Source organism: Hyalangium versicolor (assembly GCF_020103695.1).
GTDB lineage: Bacteria > Myxococcota > Myxococcia > Myxococcales > Myxococcaceae > Hyalangium > Hyalangium versicolor.
In genome coordinates this window covers 21,608-42,086 of sequence record NZ_JAHXBF010000002.1, presented here as the reverse complement: position 1 = coordinate 42,086, position 20,479 = coordinate 21,608, and the positions used below count along the sequence as shown (strand labels likewise).

The window sequence follows — 20,479 nt, the reverse complement described above, 5'->3', positions numbered from 1 at the left end:
GCCGCCAGGTTTTGCGCGCTCCAGGTAAGCAGAGGTGGTTTTTCCATCTGCTGAGAGAGGAAAGTTACGTCGATTTTGCTTGGGTCTTCATGGGCCGAGTTGGTATTGCGCTCCTCACGTGAATTACGCGGTAGGCAGGACTGGCTGATTTCGCCTGGGGTGGCGCATGAATCGAAGCAACGGCAGGGTCGGAAGCCTTCTGGGGGCGGTGGCGTTGCTGGCGGCGGCGGGGTGCGAGGGCTCGGCGGATAGCAGCACGGCAGTTGAGCGCGTTACCACGAGCCAGGCCGTCGTATCCGGTCCGGACTTCGTGGTGTCCTCGGTGACGGGGCCTGCCAGTGCCCAGCCCGGGCAGCAGCTCACGGCTTCGGTGACGGTGTGCAACCAGGGGACGCAAGGGGGCAGCACCGGCGTGGAGGTGTACCTCTCGACGGACACCACCATCACGCCCAATGGGCCCACCGGTCCTTCGCCGGATTCCTACGTGGGCTACATCTCCTCACAGTACTTCAACCCCGGCCAGTGCCAGACGCTGGTGGTGCAGGGCTGGGCGTACGTGCCCGCAGACGGCGCCTACTACCTGGGCGCGGTGGCGGATCCGCAAAACTCCGTGGTGGAGGTGCTGGAGAACAACAATGCCCGGGCAGGCACCCGCCTGGGTATCGGCAACAAGCCGGACTTCATCGTCACGGCGGTGACGGGGCCTGCCAGCTTCGTGTCGAGCAGCCCTGGGCAGCAGCTCACGGCTTCTGTGACGGTGTGCAACCAGGGCACTCAGGGTGGCAGCACCGGCGTTGAGGTGTACCTCTCGGCGGACACCACCATCACCCCTAACGGGCCGATGGGGCCTTCGCCGGACTTCTACCAGGGCTCTGTCTATTCGGCGTACCTCAGCCCGAGCCAGTGTCAGACGCTGACGGTGCAGGGCTCGGGGTACGTGCCCACCGAGGGCGCCTACTACCTGGGAGCGGTGGCGGATCCGCAGAGCTCGGTGGCCGAGCTGCTCGAGGACAACAACATCAAGCTGGGCGGTCGCATCGGCATTGGCAGCAAGCCGGACTTCATCGTCTCGGCGGTGACGGGGCCGGCCAGCGCTCTGCCGGGCCAGCAGCTCACCGCCTCGGTGACGGTGTGCAACCAGGGCACCGTGGGGGGCAGCGCGCCGGTGGAGGTGTACCTCTCGGCGGATGCCACCATCACGCCCAACGGGCCCACGGGGCCTTCGCCGGACAGCTTCCTGGGCAGTGCCGCTCCGCAGTACCTCACCGCGGGGCAGTGCAAGGCGGTGGTGGTGCAGGGCCCGGCGTACGTGCCCGCGGACGGCGCCTACTACCTGGGCGCGGTGGTGGATGGGCAGAACTCGCTGGCGGAGCTCATCGAGGACAACAACACCAAGGCGGGCACCCGCCTGGGCATCGGCAGCAAGCCGGACTTCATCGTCACGGCGGTGACGGGGCCCGCCAGCGCCACGTCCGGGCAGCAGCTCACGGCTTCGGTGACGGTGTGCAACCAGGGGACGCAAGGGGGCAGCACCGGCGTGGAGGTGTACCTCTCGACGGACACCACCATCACGCCCAATGGGCCCACCGGTCCTTCGCCGGATTCCTACGTGGGCTACATCTCCTCCCAGTACTTCAACCCCGGCCAGTGCCAGACGCTGGCGGTGCAGGGCTGGGTGTACGCGCCCGCAGACGGCGCCTACTACCTGGGCGCGGTGGCGGATCCGCAGAGCTCGGTGGCCGAGCTGCTCGAGGACAACAACACCCGGGCAGGCACCCGCCTGGGTATCGGCAACAAGCCGGACTTCATCGTCACGGCGGTGACGGGGCCTGCCAGCTTCGTGTCGAGCAGCCCTGGGCAGCAGCTCACGGCTTCTGTGACGGTGTGCAACCAGGGCACTCAGGGTGGCAGCACCGGCGTTGAGGTGTACCTCTCGGCGGACACCACCATCACCCCCAACGGGCCGATGGGGCCTTCGCCGGATTTCTACCAGGGCTCTGTCTATTCGGCGTACCTCAACCCGAGCCAGTGTCAGACGCTGACGGTGCAGGGCTCGGGGTACGTGCCCACCGAGGGTGCCTACTACCTGGGAGCGGTGGCGGATCCGCAGAGCTCGGTGGCCGAGCTGCTCGAGGACAACAACATCAAGCTGGGCGGTCGCATCGGCATTGGCAGCAAGCCGGACTTCATCGTCTCGGCGGTGTCGAGCGCGAGCACCGTGAAGCAGGGCCAGTCGCTCACGGCCTCGGTGACGGTGTGCAACCAGGGCACGCAGGCTGGGAGCACGGTGGTGGAGGTCTACCTGTCGGCGGACACCACCCTCACTCCGAACGGCCCCATGGGCCCCTCGCCGGATGCCTTCCTGGGCTACACCTTCACGGCGACGCTGAGCGCGGGCCAGTGCCAGGTGCTGTCATTGGTGGGCCCGGCGTACGTGCCCAACACGGGTGCGTACTACGTGGGGGCGGTGGTGGATCCGCAGAACGGCATGGTCGAGCTGTTCGAGGACAACAACGCCAAGGCGGGCACGCTCGTCACCGTCACTCCCTGAGACGAGCGCAGCCAGGGGGGGCCGTCGTGCGACCGATGACCCGATTTCCGCACTCCTGGCCTATGCGCGTCTCGATGCCCCGGTGGACGCCTGCTGGTTCTGGACGAAGTCCGTGATCGTGGTGTGGAAGGGAGTAGTCGACCGCCCGATCAGCCGGGCAAGCGTGCCGCCGTCATCAAACAGCGCTCCCTTCGCAACGCCCGCATCGGTGTCCGACAGAATCCTCGCCGCCATCGCCGGCAGGCCAGCGTCCAAGAGCGTCGATTGAAACGCTTCCTGCGTCAAATCCTCGTAGGCCATCGGCCGGCCAGACGCCTTGGCAACCACGGCGGCGAGCTCGGTCAATGTGAAGGATGCGTCGCCCGCGAGTTCATAGACGCGACCCGCGTGGTCGCTGCCGGTCAAAACGGTTGCCGCGGCCCTGGCATAGTCGACACGCGCTTCAGTGGGCGGATCGTAGCCATGCAGCGATCAAGAGAGCTCGCCTCGCATACGACGATGGAACCGAGCAGTTGCCTGAATCTGGATCAGATCGCCGCCCGGGGCAACACTCTGGTCGAGCACAGCCCCGCACAGCCGAACTCAAATGAGGATGGCGTGTGGATCCGACTTTGTCTCCTTGTCCCGAAGCACGAGGGACAGACGGATGACTCGCTCTTCCTCTATGACCTCGACAGGGATGGCCATCAGGAGCTGCTCGCCCTGGCGGGAGACATCATCTGCCTTGACGCGCCAATCGGATACTATTATGGTATCTGAATGGCGTCGGTGAACACCCAGTTCTCCATTGCGGTCCACCTGATGGCGGGAATCGCCCATCGGGAGGCGATCGTCACGTCCGAGGCTCTGGCTGGGAGCGTGAACACCCATGCGGCCTTCGTGAAACGCATCCTGGCGAAGCTCTCGAAGGCGTCGCTGATCCATGCCGTGAGCGGGAAGTCGGGCGGTTGTGAGCTCGCCAGGAAGGCCTCGGACATAAGTCTGCTCGACATCTATCGCGCGGTCGAAGCGCCCAGGGCCTTCGCCATTCACGACTATCCCGCGGTGGGCGGCTGCAAGGTGAGCGCCAACATCAAGCCGGTCATGGGCGAGATCCTGACCAGGGCGCAGAGGGCGTTCGAGCAAGACCTGGCGAAGACGACCATCTCCGACGTGGTGAGAAAGATCAGGGCCGAGTAGGCGCCCTCTTTTTTTTGCCCTATTCAGTTACTAATATCGTATCCAAAAGGAAGATGAGCAACATGAGCAAGGTCCTTGTCACGGGCGCGAGCGGCCATATCGGTCGGCTGACGCTGGAGAAGCTGCTTGATAGAAGGCCGGCGAGTGAACTGCTCGGCCTTGTGCGCGATCCGGCCAAGGCGCGGGAGCTCGCCGCGCGCGGCATCGAACTGCGCCAGGGCGACTATCTCGACAAGGCGTCGCTGCTGCGGGCCTTCGAGGGCGTCGACAGACTGATGCTCACTTCCACCCATGCCTTCACCGATCGCAAGACCGCGCATGCCAACGCCATCGACGCGGCGGCCGAGGCCGGCATCGGGCATATCGTCTACATGCCCATCATCCGCAAAGAGGGCTCGGACTTCTCGATGCGGCAGGTGACGGAAGAGGACATCTTCAGCGAGCAGAGGATCGTATCGTCCGGCCTGACCTACACCTTCGTGAAGCATCCGCCCTTCCTGGACACCATGACACCGTTCCTCGGCGTGGCGATGCTCGAGAAGGGCGTTCGCGTTCCTGCCGGTGACGGCAAGACCGGCCCGGCCACCCGCGCGGACTTGGCGGAGGCGCATGCGGCCGTCCTCACCGGCAGCGGGCATGAGAACAAGTCCTATGTATTGACCGGCAGCCCCGCCGTCTCGTTCTCCGACATCGCCGCCATCCTCTCCCAGATGACCGGCGAGACGGTCCCTTACGTCGCGGTTTCGGATCAGGACTACGTCGACGCCCGCATTGCCGAGGGCTTGCCTGAATTCGTGGCCAGGTTCCTCCTGGGCTGGGTGCAGGGCATGAACCGCGGGGAGTGGGACCAGCAGACGGGCGATCTGGAGGCGCTCCTCGGCCGTGCGCCGACGACGACCGAGCAGTATCTTCGCCAAGCACTTTCAGCCATGCGGCGATCGCGTCACGCGCTGGCTCCGTGATCAGGCTTCTCCAATTGAGACGGCCCGCCTGCGCGGTGAGGACCCGGGGCGCTACCTGCTGCACGCTGCGCTCGCCGCCATCGAGACTCCCGGCACCGTCACGCTCCCGTCCAGCTCCGACTGACACCACCGCGCCGTGCTTCAATGCCCGGCGGGCTCATCCACGCCCCGTCCAGATGGGGCGCGGCGAGCTGTTACCCAGGGGCTTCCCTGGTGGTCTCCGCATTCCTGTAGTTGAGTCAGTCCATGCGAAAACTCCTCCTCCTCTGCTTGCCGCTGTTCGCCTGTGTGACGACGAAGTCCGTCCCGGTCCTGGCTTCTGCCGACTCCAGCGCGTTGCATCAGGTGAAGCGGGTGAAGGTGGCCGAGGGGGTCGAGCTCGAGCTGCTCGACTTCGGAGGCCAGGGACCCGCGCTCGTCTTCCTGTCGGGCCTGGGCAACACGGGCCACGTGTTCGACACCTTCGCGCCGGAGTTCACCGCGGCCCATCACGTCTACGCCGTCACCCGCCGGGGGTTTGGCTCGTCGAACTGGCCCGAGCAGGGCTACGACACCGCCACCCTGGGCGAGGACGTCGTCCGGGTGCTGGAGGGGTTGGGAATCGCGAAGGCGTCATTCGTGGGCCACTCCGCCGCCGGGCCAGAGCTCACCTGGGTGGCAACCCATCACCCGGAGCGCGTGGAGAAGGTGGTCTACCTGGACGTGAGGACCGACGGTGACCTGCTGGCGGAGTTCCTTTCGGTCCTGCCCATGCCTCCTCCGAGCGAGCCCGCTCCCGAGGACGTGGCCTCACGCGCCGCGCTCGCCGCCGCGCTCGCGCGTGACGTCGGAGGAGCGTTCCCCGCGCACGAGATCGACGAGGCGAACGAGTTCGATCCGAAGACCGGGCACTACCTGCGCGACCGCAAGTGGCCGCACGCGGAGGAGCGGGTGATGAAGGGTTTCTCGAAGGTGGACTTCGCGGCCGTGACGGCGGCCGTGCTCTTCCTCTACGTGGATCAGCCTCGGTCCGGGCGGGCGGAGGACCTCCCAGGCTTCTCCCAAATGGACCTTCCCGTGCAGGAGAAGTTGAGGACCCTGAGCGCCAGGGCGCTCCAGCGGGACGCCGAAATGCTGAGCGTGATGAGCATGCCGAACTGGAAGGGCATCAAGCTCGAGCACGCGCGGCACTACGTCTGGCTCACCAACCATGACGAGGTGCTGCGCGAGATGAAGACCTTCCTCGAGACATTTTGAAAGGGCGGCGAAGGCGCGCTGGATGAGCGCATCTCCTGTTTCCACACTTCGAGCAAGCGAACACGTCCAGCGCATTCCGTCCTGCGTAGCAGCCTGGCGAGAGTCCAATCGTGGTGTGCGCTCCTTCTTCGGCTCCTCCCTCGTCGCGGCAAAGGACGGGCTCTCTTCCTCCGGCTCCGGCCTCGCCCCTAGCAGCCGCTCCACCTGGCCTTGCGTGGGCGGCGGCAACGGCTCGAAGCGCACGCCGCCCTCCTGCGGCACAAAGACGCCATCCGGCACCAGCGAGTGGAAGTGCGGAGTCACCTGCAAGGCGGTCAGGGTACGGGCATGACAGTGGCCAGCACCCGCCGGTGTTGAGGTCCGTCGAGGTTGCCAAAGAGCTGCGAGGAGTCAGGAGGGAGTTGGGACTTCGCGGAGCTGCTCTGCGATGCGCGCGAAGAGCTCTTGCGCGTTACGCTCTGTTTTCACCGAGTAGCTCCTTCCGTTGGCTGGAAAGCCTTGAGAACTCTCCAGTTATCGGCCGGCAGCTCCGCGGTGATCCCTCCCCTTGTGATCGATCCGGGCTGGCGCTTCACCATCGTCGATGAGTGGAGACGGTTCACCGGGCTGGGCTGACATCGCACCGGCCCGAGCCGCTGCGGGTGAGGTCCTCGGCCACGGTGCGCAGGAGGTTGCGGGTGACGGTGGAGCGCTCGTTCTCGGCGGAGGAGCCCTGGGTGAGCCAGGAGGCCACCTTGCCCAGGCTCGAGGCCGTCACCACCTGCAGCCGGACGCTCAAGCGCACCACGAAGGTGTCACCGGACTCCGGAGGCTGCTCCAGCGTCCAGGCGGTGCGCTCCAACTCCAGCGCCGTGGCTCCCGAGAGCAGGGGACGGCCGTCCAGCAGGTAGGTGCCTTGTGTGTACGAGAGCACCTGCGTGAGCCGGGCCGAGTCCACCTGATCGTCGAACCACAGCTTGCGGCGGCGCAGCAGCGTCAGCTCCACCTCGAGCTTCCCCGCCAGCCCCAGCCGCAGCAGCCGATCCAACTCCGAGGTGAGGAAGGCGTGCGCCTCGGGACGCACCACCACGCGCCGCCCGCTGAGGGTGGCGGTGCACTGCGCCCGAGCCTCCTCCGCCCCGGCTTCAGGCGCGAGCAGCCCCGCCACGGCGAGCAGCGCCGCGCAGAGTCCTCGTGCCTGGGCTCCGTGCTGGCTCATGCGCATCAGAAGGGCCGGGTGAAGAGCAGCCGGGCCTCGGGGACCCAGGAGGCGCGTTCGTCCGCGCGCCAGGCCGCGGTGAACTGCACCTCGTCTCCGAAGTGCAGGCTGGCGCCCAGCCCCAGCTTCGCGTCCGTCCAGCCTTCCTCCTGCCGCACCGAGCCCACGTCCACGAAGGCTCCAACCCCTTCCCACCGGTATTCGGCGCTGGCGAGCACCGAGGCGTCCCCACGGAACTCCTTTAAGCCGTAGCCTCGCAGCGCGCTCCACCCTCCCAGGCCCTCGAGCTTCTGCAACGGCAGATCCTCTCCGCCCGCGGCGCGCACGCGCACGCGCAGCGAGTCGTCATGCCCCGTGGGCACGTAGAGGACGGAGTCTCCGACCAGCTTCCAGAAGCGCGTGCCCTCGTCGCCGCCGAAGGAGGGGTTGCCCACCTCCAGTGTCACGAAGCCGCGCAGCGCGGGGCGGTTCGGCCACTCATCCTCGTGGGGGAGCAGCGGGAGTTCCGGGCTCCGGAAGAGCGAGCCCAGCTCCTGGCGGTGCGTGTCGTCGCTGGCGTACTCGAGCCGGCCGATGACGGAGCCGAAGCGCGCCTCTGTCACCGGTGCGTTGGGGAAGGCAGGCGAGTCCCGCCGGAAGAGGGACAGCGGCGGCGAGAGGCTCACCAGCGAGGCATAGGAGTCCCGGCGGTACTCGCCTCCCAGCAGCCAGTGGCTCCCGAGCCGCCACGTCGCGAAGGCCGCGGCGCCCTTGCGGCGGAAGTAATCCGCGTCCGGCCGGTTCAGCAGCGCCGAGTAGATGAACGAGTCGATCGCGCCCATTCGCCATCGATCCAACGTGTCGGTGAAGTCGTGCACCTGGCCGCCCAGCTCCGCCAGCCCCAGCGAGGGCACTCGGGTCTTGGCTCCCAGCAGCCAGTTGAGGCGGCGCTGACGGCGCGTCTGCTCGGGATCGTCCGGGATGCGCTGGCCTCCCAGACGCCACGGGAGGAAGAACGCCGCCTCCAGCGTCAGGTGTGCCCGGTCTCGCGGATCCCACACGCGGAGCGCCCCTTCGAGCCCGGGAGCCAGCCCCGTCACCTGCGTGTGCACCGGCAGCAGGTCCAGGTCGAAGTCCGGCCGACGAGCGCGCACGCTCACCAGGACGCGGCGGCCCCGCGTCACCAGGCCCGGAGCCCCCGTGCCACCCTCCACCGTGGTCCACCAGTCGAAGACATCCGAGTCGAAGAGGTGGATGTGCTCGCGGCGCCGTTCGCGCCGGGTCTCCTTGCGCTCCTCGCGGACGGTGCGGTAGCGGCGGGTGCCCTCCTCGGATTTCTCCTCCACGAGCCGGACGTCCTCCGGGTGGCGCTCCACGCCCTGGACCTGGAGGAAGGGCAGCGTCTTCTCCAGGCGGTCCACCGCGCGGGAGGCGTCGCTGCGCAGGAAGATGTCTCCGGGCTGGATGCCCAGCGCCTCGCGGACGCGCGGCACCATGTCCGGGTCCACGCCCTCCACGTCCACGCCTTCGATGTGGCCTTCGTCTACCTCGACCTCCAGCCTGCCGTCGGGGTGCAGGGTGGCCGCGAAGCCGGCCAGGAGGTAGCCGTCGTCCAGGAGCTGCGTGAGCGCGCGCTCCAGGGCCGCCGTGAGGCCTCCCGCGACGATGCCGGGCTGGAACTCGTCTCGCTCATCGAGCCGGGCGAGCCACTCTCGGGGCGGCTGCGAAGGCGGACAGACGGGAGGCGCAGGGGAGACGGTGACCGTGACGCTCTGGTCGTTGATGCGCAGCACCACCTCGTCATCTTCGGTGTCCTTCCGGTGTTCGCGCCTGCGCGGGGACTCCCAGGCGGCGCGGGGGAACATGCCCTCGCGCAGCTCCCGGGGCGTGAGATCCTGCAGCCCCTGGAACGTGATGGAGGCGACGAAGGGGTGCTCTTCCAGGAGGACTTCCAGGGTGGGCGCCGCGCCCTCCTCGAGCCGCAGAGTGGGAGTGATGCTCGCGAAGAGCTTCGTGCGTGCGAGGCGGCGCAGGGCTCGGGTGGCCTGATCGACCGTGAGAGTGCCTGTCTCGGTGAGCCCGCTCAGCGTTCGGACCTGATCGACCGTGAGGCGCTGGAATCCCTTCCATTCGATCCCCGACAGCGTCTGAAGCTGCCCGTCGATGCGGAGCTGGAGCGCGCCAGGCTGCGCATCGGATGTGTCATCGACATCCGCGCACTCCTCACTCTGGGTCGAGAGCGGGAGCCCCGCGGCGGGCGCTGGAGCCACTTGGGGGCTCGCATCAGGGGAGGCGGCCTGGGCGGCCACCGCGAGCGGGAGGACACACGAGAGAAGGAGTGCGAAGCGGTTCATGCCCGGTCTGGAGAGCACGCGCCGTTCCAGGCGGTGCCGCGCTGTAAGTGCCTGGAAGGACAAGGAGTGAGTCCGCGAAGGGATGTCATTTCCACATCCGGATGTCACGGCCCGATGTGAGAGTGACATCGCCCTCATTGCACCGGGAGGCCGAGTGCCTTGATGCGGCGGTAGAGGTTGCCTCGGTCCATGTGCAGCAGGCGGGCGGCTCCGGCGATGCTGCCACCTTCTTCCAGCGCGGCACGGATGAGGTCTCGCTCGAAGTCTTCCACGTGCTCGCGGTAGCCCTTCTCTCCGAAGGCCAGGCGGCGGGAGCCCTGGGCTTGAGGCGCGGGGCCCTCGAGGAACTCGGAGGTGAGGATGAGCGGGCCGGTGCCGCGCAGGAGGTTGAGGCGCTCGATGTAGTTGCGCAGCTCGCGGACGTTGCCGGGCCAGCGGTAGGCGTGCAGGGCCATTTCGGCGCCTGGGGCGAGCTCCAGCGGGACGTGGGGACCGGCGATCTCGGCGGCGAAGGCTCGTGCGAGAGGGAGGAGATCCTCGGGGCGCTCGCGCAGGGGTGGTACCGCGAGCGGCATGACGTTGAGGCGGAAGAAGAGATCCTGGCGGAAGCGGCCTTCCTTCACGGCTCGGGGGAGATCTTGGTGCGTGGCCGCGAGGATTCGGACGTCCACGGAGATGGGGGCCGTTCCGCCCAGGCGCTCCACCTCCTTGGTTTCGAGGGCGCGCAGCAGCTTCGCCTGAAGCTCCAGCGGCATGTCCCCCATCTCGTCGAGGAAGAGGGTGCCGGCCTGGGCCAGCTCGAAGCGTCCGGGGCGGCGGGAGGTGGCTCCGGAGAAGGCACCCTTTTCGTGGCCGAAGAGTTCGCTCTCCAGCAGGGTGGCGGGGATGGCAGCGCAGTTGATGGCCACGAAGCGGCCCTTGCGTCCGGAGGCGAGGTGGAGTGCGCGGGCGACGCGCTCCTTGCCGGTGCCTGTCTCGCCGGTGATGAGGACGGCGGCGTCACTGGGGCCTACGCGGGCGATGAGGCGGCGGAGGTTCTCCATCGCGGGGCTCTCGCCGACGAGGTGTCCGGGGCGGGCGAGCTCCTCGAGCAGGCGCTGGCGTTCTTCCCGGAGCGAGTCGAGCGCGAGCGCATTGCGCAGGGCGGTGAGGAGGCGCTCGGGGGAAGGGGGCTTCTCCACGAAGTCGGTGGCGCCGAGCTTGAGGGCCTGGACTGCCTCGGCGGGGGAGGCCTCACCGGAGAGCACCACCACGGGAGCGGGCAGGGGGCGCGGCAGGCGTGCGAGCCATTCCAGTCCCGTCTCGCCGGGCATGCGCAGGTCCAGGAGCACGAGATCGGGCGGGCCCTCGGGCGCATCGAGGAGGCGCGCGGCCTCGGCGGCGGAGCGAGCCTCAAGGGGCTGGAAGCCCTCGTCCGAGAGCAAGCCACGCAGACCCTTGAGGACGCCAGGGTCGTCATCGACAAGGAGGATGCGAGGTCCGGGCTTCATGGAGTGGGTGGTGCCGACAGGAGCGTCACGATGGCCTGATTTCTACCAGGGACCCAGGCCATCTTTCTCCCGGCGAAGGATTCGCCCATCCACGCTGATGGCATAGGTGGCTCCGGCATCGAGCAGTCGAGTGGACTGCCCACAGTTCTCCGGCTTGTAATCGATCCTGACGAAGATGACCTCGCCTTGGCGAAGGGCCCGATATCTGTGTGAAGCCTGCTTGCTCTCACATGGGAGCCCTGCGGGATCGGGCTCGAGAAAATCATCTGCCGCGATGCGGATCGCCTGCAGCGTGTTGCCGTCCAGGTCTGTATCCAGCGCGAGGTCGTAGTTGAAGACAGGGAGCTGGATGCTCGGATCCTGGTACTCGGGTGGAGACGTTTTGCTGAGCGGCACTTCAATGACTCCAGGTTGCTGAGAGGTGCATGCCAGCAGGGCGAGTACATGCACGAACAGGGAGGCACGCAATGGTTTCATCCCGTGCTTGGGGCGTAGGACCCGCGTCATGAGGTGGGCAGCTCCAGAGGGAGATCCACGAATGCCAGTGTACCCCCACCGGGAGCGGGTTCGAGGCGCAAGGTGCCGCCGTGCTCGTGGGCGATCTTCTGCGCGATGGGCAGCCCCAGCCCGCTGCCTCCCGGCTTCGTGCTGAACAGGCCTCGGGTGAGCGCGGCACCCTCCAGCACGGTGGAGATGCCTGTACCTTCATCTCGGATGATGACGCGCAGCGCGGATGGCCGGGGTTCCACCGCGATGCGGACCGGTGCCGCCCCTGGTGCCGAGGCCTCCGTCGCATTCTTCACCAGGTTGCCGAACATCCGTCGCAGCCCATCCGGATCCGCCTGCAGCGTGATCTCCTCTCCCGATGTCAGCTCCACCGGGACAGGTGAGGTGCCCTGGTAGAGCGAGCACACCTCGGCGAGCAGGGCTCGCAATGTTACCGGTTGGAAGCGCGGCGCGGGCAAGCGCGCGAAGGCGGAGAAGCTCTGCGTCATCCGCATGAGCAACTCCACCTCCTCCTGGAGCAGCGCCACCGCCTCGGAGATCCGCGCCGGATCCGGAGGTGATGCCGTGTCCGTCCGAGAGAGCCGCGCCAGTGACAGCTTCATCGCCGTGAGCGGGTTCTTCAGCTCGTGGGCCAGCGCTCGCGCGATCTCCTGCCAGGCGGCGATCTGCTCCGCGGCCTTGAGGCGCTCCCGCTGCGCGAGCAGCTCCTCGCCCATCCGGTTGAACCCCGTGAAGAGGAACTCGAACTCGTCGCGCGGGGCCTCAGGAGCGGGCAGCCGCACGGAGAGATCCCCTCGCGCGTACGTCGCCATGCCCTGCGTGAGCGTGGTGACGGGCCGGGAGAGCGCACGGCCCAACAGCACCGCTGCCAGAGCCAGCACTGCCGCGGAGATCAGCACCAGCGCTGTGATGAACAGCGGCACCCGGAGCACGAGTGCCCCACGGGCCAGCTCCGCCTGCGCCAGGTTGAGCCGCGCCTCGTCCAGCGGAGCCTGTGAGATGCCTCGTCGCTCCAGCTCCGAGGACACGTCATCGAGCACATGCTCCACCGGCGCGACGGACACGGAGAGGAGCCGCTCCAATGCTCTCTGCGCCAGCAGCCCCATGAGCACCAGCGGGACAAGCCCCGCCGCCATCATCACGGCCAGCAGCCGACGGCGGAAGCGATGGGGAGGCGCTGCAAGCGTCAAAGGAGCCATTCAGGACACGTGGTACCACCATCAGGACGTCCACGAGGCCTGTGCTATCAAAGCCTGGATTCCTGGAAAGCTGATGGGGCGCCCGAGGCACATGGGGGATCGCCGCGAGGCCTGATAGCCTTGGCGCGGATGGCTCGTCTTGTCGCTCCGTCCCAGAGCTGGCTGTTCGGCCGCGGAGTGGATCTCACGGTCTTCGCCGGCGCCGCGCTCGTGTCCGTGGCGCTGGTGCTCGCGGCGCCGTGGCTCGGTGCGGTGGGGGATACACCCCTGTGGGCCTGGGTGCTGCTCGTCGTCTGCGTCGATGTGGCCCACGTCTGGTCCACCGTGTTCCGCACCTATCTCGACGCCGAGGAACTGCGCCGGCGGCCCGCCCTCTACGTCACCGCGCCGCTCGTCGCCTATGTGCTCGGCGTTCTGGCCTACCTGGGCTCTGCGGGCCTGTTCTGGCGGCTCTTCGCCTACGTGGCCCTCTTCCACTTCGTGCGCCAGCAGTACGGCTGGGTGGCCCTCTACGATCGCAAGGCTCGCGTCCCAGATTTCGAGCGCCGCCTGGATGCCGCCGCCATCTACGCCGCCACGCTCGGCCCCGTCATCTGGTGGCACGCCCACCTCCCGCGCGCTTTCTGGTGGTTCGTCGAGAACGACTTCCTCTCCGGGCTTCCCTCCTGGGTGGGGACCGTGGCGCTCGTCCTCCATGGGCTTGTGCTCGTGGCCTGGGGGGGCTTCCAGGTGGCCCGCGTGGTGCGCGGCGAGGGGCTCCAGGTGGGCAAGGTGCTGCTCGTGCTCGCCACGTGGGTGACGTGGTTCGGAGGCATCGTCCTGGCCCAGGATGACTTCACCTTCACCGTGATGAACGTCGTCCTCCACGGCGTGCCCTACTTCGCGCTCCTGTTCCGCTATGCGCGCGGGCGGCTCGCCGAGGGCGGGTACGGGCCCTTCGCCCTGCTCGTGCGAGCGGGACTCCCAGCCTTCCTCCTGTTCCTCGCGGCACTGGCCTTGGGCGAGGAGCTGCTCTGGGATCGGCTCGTCTGGCACGACCGGCCGCTGCTCTTCGGTGAGAGCGGCCTCTCCCTGCCCTCGGATCTGCTGGCGCTGGTGGTGCCTCTGCTCGCGCTGCCCCAGGCCACGCACTACGTACTGGATGCATTCGTCTGGAAGCCGAGCCGGGACCCGGCATTGCTTGCCCGGCTGGGTTGGGCCCGCGGGGCTCGGGAAGGTTCGCCACGTGGCACCGTGGAGCATTCTCCGGTAGCCAGGGCGCGCCTGGCTGAGTAACTGAAGAGTCGCCTATGCCGCGACTCCTGCTCGTCTCCAATCGTCTCCCAGTCACCGTCAAGGCCGAGAAGGACCAGGTCTCCGTCGTGCGCAGCCCCGGAGGGCTGGCCACGGGCTTGAGCCGCCCCCATGAGCGCTCGAGCGGCGTGTGGATCGGCTGGCCCGGGGATGTCTCGCGTCTGTCCGCTGCGCAACGCACCCGGGTGGAGTCCCAACTCTCCGAGCTGCGACTCGTGCCGCTGCACCTCAGCCCCAGCGAGGTCAGCCGCTACTACGAGGGCTACTCCAACCGCGTTCTCTGGCCCTTGTTCCACTACCTGCCGGACCGAGTCCCTCGTCAGGACCGGGACTGGGAGGCCTATGCCAAGGTCAACGAGCGCTTCGCGGACCTGGTCGCCCGTCACTATCAGCCAGGCGACACCATCTGGGTGCATGACTACCAGTTGATGCTCGTCCCGGGCCTGCTGCGCCAGCGCCTGCCCGAGGCACGCATTGGTTACTTCCTCCACATTCCCTTCCCGTCGAGCGAGCTCTTCCGCAGCTTGCCGCACCGCGCGGAGCTGTTGCGCGGACTGCTCGGCGCGGACCTCGTGGGCTTCCACACGCCCAGCTACGTGCACCACTTCTCCAGCACGCTCCTGCGCCTGCTCGGGCTGGAGACGGACATCGATCACGTCACCTACGAGGGGCGCAGCGTGCGGCTGGGTGCGTTCCCCATGGGCATCGACACGGCCTCCTTCGAGAGCCTGGCGCACGATGCGGGAGTGCTCGAGGAGGTGCGCATCACCCGGGAGCGCAGCGCGGGCCAGCGGCTGCTGGTGGGCATCGATCGCCTGGACTACACCAAGGGCATTCCCCGGAGGCTGCTGGCCGTGCAGCGCCTGTTGGAGCGCGAGCCGACCCTGCGCGGCCGCCTGCGCTTCATCCAGGTCGCCGTGCCCAGCCGCACCGCCGTGGAGGACTACGCCGCCTATCGCGACAAGGTGGATGAGCTGGTGGGCCGAATCAACGGCCTGTACGGCTCCGTCCACAATGTCCCCGTCCACTACCTCTATCGCTCGTTCAATGAGCGGCAGCTCGTGGGGCTCTACCGCGCGGCGGATGTCATGCTCGTCACCCCTATTCGGGATGGCATGAACCTGGTGGCCAAGGAGTTCTGCGCCGCACGGCCGGATGAAGACGGGGTGCTCATCCTCAGCGAGTTCGCCGGCGCCGCCACCGAGCTGCGCGAGGCCGTCATCGTCAACCCGTACGACGTGGAGGCCATGGCGGACACCATCCACCGCGCGCTGGAGATGCCGGTGGAGGAGCGCCGCAAGCGGATGCAGGCACTGCGCGCCCAGGTGAAGTCCCGCGATGTGCACTGGTGGGTCAGCCACTTCCTGGACACGCTCCAGTCCGTGCCCACGCCCACCGTCCGCTCCGTTCCCGGCGCGGCGGAGGCGATCGCCCGGTTGAAGGAGTCTCCCCGGCGTGTCCTGCTGCTGGACTACGACGGGACGCTCGTGGGGTACACGGCTCGGCCGGAGCAGGCCGTTCCGGATCCCGAGTTGAAGAAGCTCCTGGCGCGGCTGGCCGCCTTGCCGGACACCTCCGTGCACATCGTCAGTGGCCGGTTCCGCGAGAAGCTCGAGGAGTGGTTGGGCGATCTCCCGGTGGGGCTCCACGCCGAGCACGGCCTGTGGTCCCGTTCGGGGCCTGGAGCGCCGTGGCGGATGCTGGAGGGCGTCTCTCCCGAGTGGAAGGAGAGAGCGCGCCCGCTGCTAGACACGTTCAGCTCGCACGTGCCGGGCTCGTTCGTGGAGGAGAAGACTGCGTCGCTCGCGTGGCACTACCGGCAGGCGGATGCGGGCTATGGCTCGTGGCAGGCACGCGAGCTGCGCCTCAAGCTGTGCGATGTGCTGGCCGACAGCCCGCTGGAGGTGCTGCCCGGGGACAAGGTGGTGGAGGTGCGCCCGCGAGGCGTCCAGAAGGGGCGCGTGGTGGCTCAGGCCCTGGAAGGCGTGGCACCCGGAACGCTCGTCGCCGCCTTCGGAGATGACCGCACCGATGAGGACCTGTTCGCCGCGCTGCCCGAGGGCAGTCTCTCCGTGCACGCGGGCGGCAAAACCTCTCGCGCCACGCACCGGGTGAATGGCTCGGTCGAGGTGCGCAAGGTGCTCGCTGCACTACTCGAGGCGTGAGGGAGAACCACGAGCAAGGGTTTGGATCACCCAAAGACATGGTTCGATATTGGCTCCGCTTCGATGGGCGAAGCGTGAGCGGAAGGTGGCTTGAATGGGGGGATCATCGGGTAGTAGGGTCGACGGTTCGTGCTGCTAAACACTGTGAAAGAACATCAGGCCGCACAGCAACCATCCGGGGAGATGTGCCGATGGGTGTTGATTGTTGCTGTGTCCGTGTTGGGGTGTGCAACCGCACCAGAGCCAATCCAGGAGTCGCGTTACGGCTTGAAAGACGACGGTGCCGTTTGGGTACGCGGGCCTTGGGAAGCGATCCAACCATCCGCGGATGTGGATGAAGTGATCGATCAGCTCTGTCCAGCTGTCACGCAGCTTCCGCGCGCGACAGCTCGAAATTACGGCCAAGAGTATTGCGGTCTTCTCTATCTGATGTCAGATGGGAAGTACTACGCAAGCCACGCTTCTCCATTCGGAAGATCGCTCTCGTTGGGCTCATTGCACAAGCAATACTGCCGCGTGCCTATCGAGGTGCGAGATGACCGAGGCTCACCCGGCCCCAACGACATTCTTGCGGACTTCCATCTTCATCCGTGGAATGGCTCGCCGCTGTCGCCCGACGATCTACTCTCCAAGAATCAGCGTTTCTCGATTCGCATCCAATTTGATGCAGGATGTCGCGTGCTGAAGTACGTTCCCTTTCAAGAAGAGGCTCGGCCTGGCGAGATCTATGAACGCCAGGCAAAGACATGGCACCTCGTGGGGATCGTCAAGCCCGAAGACAAGGCAACCGGCAAGGTGACGGGGGTGAAGCCATGATTCAACAGCCCGTGCGAGCATGGTTTCTTCTTTTGCCTGTGTTGACCTCATGTGCACTCTTGAAGAAGCCCCCTCGTCCTGTTTACGCGCCCGAAGAGGAGGCAGCGAAGGTCGAGTTTCCTCTTGCAGCTTCTGAAGATGCTGTCGCCCTGGATGGTGTCACCCTCCGCGCGATCAACCTGGCGCTCGAGGATTTTCTGCCGTGGGATCGCGAGCCTCCTCGAGGGACGCCTCCAGGTGATGTCTGTTTCTATCAGCGCGATTCCTATGACTTCATGGCCTGGCGCGGGAAGGAAGGTGTGGTGTTCGTCAGCATCTATCTGAGACCGGAAACATGCGACCATAGCCCCTCGCCATTGCTGGACGTCGGCGCGCGCTACGCAATCGACACTCAGGGATGGCGCATCCTCGCCGGTCAACGGTAGCGACGGCGCTACGCTCAGCCAAGCTTGTAGCGTTTGAGCTTCTCGTAGAGCGTCCGCAGGCCGATGCCCAGGCGCTCGGCGGCCTCGCGGCGGTTGCCGCCGACGCTGTCCAGTGCCTGGACGATGGCCCTTCGCTCCAGATCCTCGAGCGTCAGTCCGTCGACCGAGGGCGCGGGCTCGGAGGAGGCTGGCGCGGGCGCTCGTCCTGGCTCCATCAGCAGGTGCCGGGGCTCCAGCGTCTCTCCATCGGACAGGATGGCCGCGCGCTCCAGCACGTTCGCCAGCTCGCGGATGTTCCCCGTCCACCGTCCCGCGAGCAGCGCCCGCCTGGCCGCCTCCGACAGCTTCAGCACCGGACGCTTGAGCTCGTGACAGGCCCTCGCCAGCAGCACATCGGCCAGCGGGAGGATGTCTGCGGGCCTGTCCCTCAGCGCGGGCAGCTGCACCGGGAACACCGAAAGCCGGTGGTAGAGGTCCTCGCGGAACGTGCCTGAGGAGATCTGCCCTCGCAGATCGCGGTGCGTCGCCGCGATCCACCGCACGTCCACCTCCAACGTCCGTGTTCCGCCCACGCGCTCGAAGGCGCGCTCCTGCAGCACTCGCAGCAGCCGGGCCTGGAGCGCGGGCTTGAGCTCGCCCACCTCGTCCAGGAAGAACGTGCCGCCGTCCGCCAGCTCGATGCGCCCGCGCTTGCGCTCCGTGGCTCCCGTGAAAGCGCCCTTCTCGTGGCCGAAGAGCTCGCTCTCCAGCAGGTTCTCCGACAGGGTGGCGCAGTTGATGGCCACGAAGGGCCCCTTGGCACGATCGCTCATGCGATGGATGGCCCGCGCCGCCACCTCCTTGCCCGTGCCGCTCTCGCCCAGCAGCAGCACCGTGGCGTGCGTGCGTGACACCTTCTTCAGCGCCTCCACCACCGGCAGCATCGCTGGATCGCCGTAGCTCAGCACCGGCTCGTCTGCGGCGGCCCGCACCGCCTCTGCCTGGTCCTTCAGCTTGCGCCGCTCCAGTGCCCGCGTCGCCAGCATCCGCAGCTCCGCGGGCCCGCTCACCGGCTTCTGGATGAAGTCGAACGCCCCCAACTTCATCGCCTGGACCGCCAGCTCCACGTTGCCGTGCGCCGTCAGGACGATGAACTCCACTTCGGGCTGCTCGGCCTGCACCTTCTGCAGCAGCTGCATCCCGTCCATCCCCGGCATGCGCAGGTCCGTCAGCACCAGATCGAAGCTCTTGGCCCGCAGCCGGGCCAACGCCTGTTCGCCGCTGCCCGCCTCTTCGATCTGATGCCCGTCGAGCTCGAGGCTCTCGGCCAGGAAGCTGCGGACCCCCTCTTCATCATCCACCACCAGGATTCGACCCATGACTCGTACCTCTCGCCCGGCTCACGCGCTCAGGCCGACAGGGGAATGCGCACTCGGAACAAGGCCCCACCCGCGGGGTGGTTGCTGGCCTGGATGCTGCCGCCGTGAAGCTCTACCACGCGCCGTGCCACCGCCAGGCCCAACCCGTTGCCCAGCGGGCGATTCGTGTGGAACGGCTCGAAGATGGTGGCTTCCTGCCCCGGAGGGATGCCCGTACCCACATCCCTCACCTCGTAAAGCAGCGCCTTGTCCTCCGTGGAGATGCGCGCGAACACCTGCGCCCCCTCCGGCGAGGCCTGCACCGCGTTGCGCAGCAGGTTGCTGAGCACCTGCTGCATGCGCGCCGCATCCAGCGACCAGGAGTCCGGCGCCGTGCCCGAGTCCAGCTCGATGCGCCGGGAGTCCACCTCTTCGGCCGCGGCACGGACGATGGCCACCGGATCTGTCTGCTGGCGGTGGATGTCGCCGGTGCGCACGAAGGCCAGCAGGCTCGTGGTGAGATCCTCCATCCGCAGCGCCTCCTTCACCACGCGCTCGGCCTTGATGCGGGAGCGCCCCTCCGGCAGCGCCTCCGCGAGCAATTGAGCGTGCCCCTTGAGCGAGGCCAGCGGGTTGCGCAGCTCGTGCGCCAGCACCGCGGACATCTCTCCCAGCACCGCCAGGTGCCGCTCGCGTGCCAGCCGGTGCTCCTGCGCCTCGCGGTGCTTGAGCCATCGGAATGCGATCCCCGCCGCCAGCATCATGGTCAGCGCCACCACCCCGCTGATGAGCACCGAGCGGCGCGAGCTGGAGACGAGCTCCCGGGCCATGAGGGGCTCGAACTCGAGCACGATGGGCGGAAGTGCTCCTTGCGGCGGGCGCGGAGGGAGCTGGGCCCTGGGCTGGGGATTTCCACGCGGAGGGCCTCGCTGGAAGACGCCGGGCCGCGGCGGCGGTGGGCGCCCATCTTCCCGAGGCGGGGGTTCGTCCTCCGGGGGCGGAGGTTCAGCCTCTGGGGGCGGGGGTTCGGCCTCTGGGGGCGGAGGCTCGGCGGCGGGAGGTGGCTGGCCGGCAGGACGAGGCCGCGGCACGCGCAACTGGAGGCGGATGCGAGACCCCACCTCCGTGAGGCCAATCTCCTGTTCCGCACCCGAGGGAACGAACTCCGCCCGAGCCACGCCGCCCAGCGCCGTGCCCATCTCGGTGCGGATGCCAGGCTCTATCAGGGCGATGTAGCGCAGGCCCTGATCCTGGAGGCTGGAGAACAGCCGGGCCTTGCTTTCCTCCGTGGGCGGATGGCCGAGATCCCTCAGCCCCTGGCGCACCCCGTCGATCAGCAACTGTCCCTGTCCGCGGATGAGGCTCCAGGAGATCTCGTGCACGCGAGAGTGGTTCACCAGCGCTGACAGCACCATGCCGCTGCTGAGGAGGATCGCGGCGAGGAGGATGCCCCAGCGCGACCACCTCATGAGGCGCACGGGATCGCCGACACGCATGTGGGACATCCTAGCATCCTCCGTCGTCATCCCTGGAGAACAGGGCGCCACTGAGGCAGGCAGGCGACTTCATGGCGTGGCGCTCCGCAGGGGCGGCATCCGCCGACGGGCGGGTGCACCTCTCTCCTGGAGCAACTGCCGTTCCAGGGCGGCTTTTGTCCTGAAGCCGTGTCTTTTCCAGGGCTTCCATGGGAGGGAGCGGGCGCAGTGCTTGGGCAGGCGCTGCGGAATCCGCACCCCTCATGCGGGATGCGCACGCTCGCATATAGTCCGGCAGCCATCCCCGGGGGGC

At 67.6% G+C, this 20,479-nt stretch carries 17 protein-coding genes; 9 read left to right on the top strand and 8 right to left on the bottom strand.

Features of this window, described 5'->3' with window-relative positions:
* Positions 1-166 precede the first annotated feature (166 nt).
* Positions 167-2,551, top strand: coding sequence for a CARDB domain-containing protein (locus KY501_RS03680; protein WP_224361111.1), 2,385 nt, complete (start codon positions 167-169; stop codon positions 2,549-2,551).
* A 60-nt stretch (positions 2,552-2,611) separates the two neighbouring features.
* Here KY501_RS03680 and KY501_RS03675 read toward each other — a convergent pair whose 3' ends face one another.
* Positions 2,612-2,956 (bottom strand): Rossmann-fold NAD(P)-binding domain-containing protein, encoded by a 345-nt coding sequence (locus tag KY501_RS03675; protein WP_224361110.1) that lies wholly within the window; start codon positions 2,954-2,956, stop codon positions 2,612-2,614.
* A gap of 192 nt (positions 2,957-3,148) precedes the next feature.
* Here KY501_RS03675 and KY501_RS03670 point away from each other — a divergent pair, with 192 nt between their 5' ends.
* The 4 genes from KY501_RS03670 to KY501_RS03655 all read left to right on the top strand — a co-directional run bounded on the left by KY501_RS03670 (position 3,149) and on the right by KY501_RS03655 (position 5,928).
* Complete coding sequence (locus KY501_RS03670; protein ID WP_224361109.1) at positions 3,149-3,310, top strand: hypothetical protein; 162 nt, start codon at positions 3,149-3,151, stop codon at positions 3,308-3,310.
* A 9-nt stretch (positions 3,311-3,319) separates the two neighbouring features.
* The gene (locus KY501_RS03665; RefSeq protein ID WP_224361108.1) at positions 3,320-3,730 is read left to right on the top strand and encodes an Rrf2 family transcriptional regulator; all 411 of its coding nucleotides are present in this window, start codon (positions 3,320-3,322) and stop codon (positions 3,728-3,730) included.
* A 62-nt stretch (positions 3,731-3,792) separates the two neighbouring features.
* Positions 3,793-4,692: an NAD(P)H-binding protein gene (locus KY501_RS03660; RefSeq protein WP_224361107.1), complete on the top strand. Its 900-nt coding sequence runs from the start codon at positions 3,793-3,795 to the stop codon at positions 4,690-4,692.
* 246 nt (positions 4,693-4,938) lie between these two features.
* On the top strand, positions 4,939-5,928 hold the full coding sequence (locus KY501_RS03655) for an alpha/beta fold hydrolase (RefSeq protein ID WP_224361106.1): 990 nt from the start codon (positions 4,939-4,941) through the stop codon (positions 5,926-5,928).
* 598 nt (positions 5,929-6,526) lie between these two features.
* On the opposite strand, the gene KY501_RS03650 is transcribed toward KY501_RS03655, so the two are convergent.
* From KY501_RS03650 to KY501_RS03630, 5 genes are all read right to left on the bottom strand, one after another.
* A complete protein-coding gene (locus KY501_RS03650) occupies positions 6,527-7,126 on the bottom strand; it encodes a DUF4390 domain-containing protein (RefSeq protein WP_224361105.1) in 600 nt (199 codons plus the stop codon).
* Positions 7,127-7,131: 5 nt separating this feature from the next.
* The gene (locus tag KY501_RS03645) at positions 7,132-9,459 is read right to left on the bottom strand and encodes a BamA/TamA family outer membrane protein (protein ID WP_224361104.1); all 2,328 of its coding nucleotides are present in this window, start codon (positions 9,457-9,459) and stop codon (positions 7,132-7,134) included.
* A gap of 134 nt (positions 9,460-9,593) precedes the next feature.
* Positions 9,594-10,949 (bottom strand): sigma-54-dependent transcriptional regulator, encoded by a 1,356-nt coding sequence (locus KY501_RS03640; protein ID WP_224361103.1) that lies wholly within the window; start codon positions 10,947-10,949, stop codon positions 9,594-9,596.
* 42 nt (positions 10,950-10,991) lie between these two features.
* On the bottom strand, positions 10,992-11,345 hold the full coding sequence (locus tag KY501_RS03635; RefSeq protein ID WP_224361102.1) for a hypothetical protein: 354 nt from the start codon (positions 11,343-11,345) through the stop codon (positions 10,992-10,994).
* Positions 11,346-11,452: 107 nt separating this feature from the next.
* On the bottom strand, positions 11,453-12,655 hold the full coding sequence (locus tag KY501_RS03630; RefSeq protein WP_224361101.1) for a sensor histidine kinase: 1,203 nt from the start codon (positions 12,653-12,655) through the stop codon (positions 11,453-11,455).
* Positions 12,656-12,784: 129 nt separating this feature from the next.
* On the opposite strand from KY501_RS03630, the gene KY501_RS03625 reads away from it, so the two are divergent.
* The 4 genes from KY501_RS03625 to KY501_RS03610 all read left to right on the top strand — a co-directional run bounded on the left by KY501_RS03625 (position 12,785) and on the right by KY501_RS03610 (position 17,354).
* Positions 12,785-13,930: a hypothetical protein gene (locus KY501_RS03625; RefSeq protein WP_224361100.1), complete on the top strand. Its 1,146-nt coding sequence runs from the start codon at positions 12,785-12,787 to the stop codon at positions 13,928-13,930.
* A gap of 14 nt (positions 13,931-13,944) precedes the next feature.
* Positions 13,945-16,113, top strand: coding sequence for a bifunctional alpha,alpha-trehalose-phosphate synthase (UDP-forming)/trehalose-phosphatase (locus KY501_RS03620; protein ID WP_224361099.1), 2,169 nt, complete (start codon positions 13,945-13,947; stop codon positions 16,111-16,113).
* A gap of 267 nt (positions 16,114-16,380) precedes the next feature.
* On the top strand, positions 16,381-16,929 hold the full coding sequence (locus KY501_RS03615) for a hypothetical protein (protein WP_224361098.1): 549 nt from the start codon (positions 16,381-16,383) through the stop codon (positions 16,927-16,929).
* Positions 16,926-17,354 carry a hypothetical protein gene (locus tag KY501_RS03610; RefSeq protein ID WP_224361097.1) on the top strand — a complete coding sequence of 143 codons (429 nt, stop codon included), beginning with the start codon at positions 16,926-16,928 and terminating at the stop codon, positions 17,352-17,354. Before KY501_RS03615 ends, KY501_RS03610 begins: the two co-directional genes overlap by 4 nt.
* 14 nt (positions 17,355-17,368) lie before the next feature.
* Here KY501_RS03610 and KY501_RS03605 read toward each other — a convergent pair whose 3' ends face one another.
* Together KY501_RS03605 and KY501_RS03600 are read right to left on the bottom strand one after the other, a co-directional pair.
* A complete protein-coding gene (locus KY501_RS03605) occupies positions 17,369-18,712 on the bottom strand; it encodes a sigma-54-dependent transcriptional regulator (RefSeq protein ID WP_224361096.1) in 1,344 nt (447 codons plus the stop codon).
* Between the two features lie 29 nt (positions 18,713-18,741).
* Positions 18,742-20,196, bottom strand: coding sequence for a sensor histidine kinase (locus KY501_RS03600; protein ID WP_224361095.1), 1,455 nt, complete (start codon positions 20,194-20,196; stop codon positions 18,742-18,744).
* Positions 20,197-20,479: the final 283 nt, after the last annotated feature.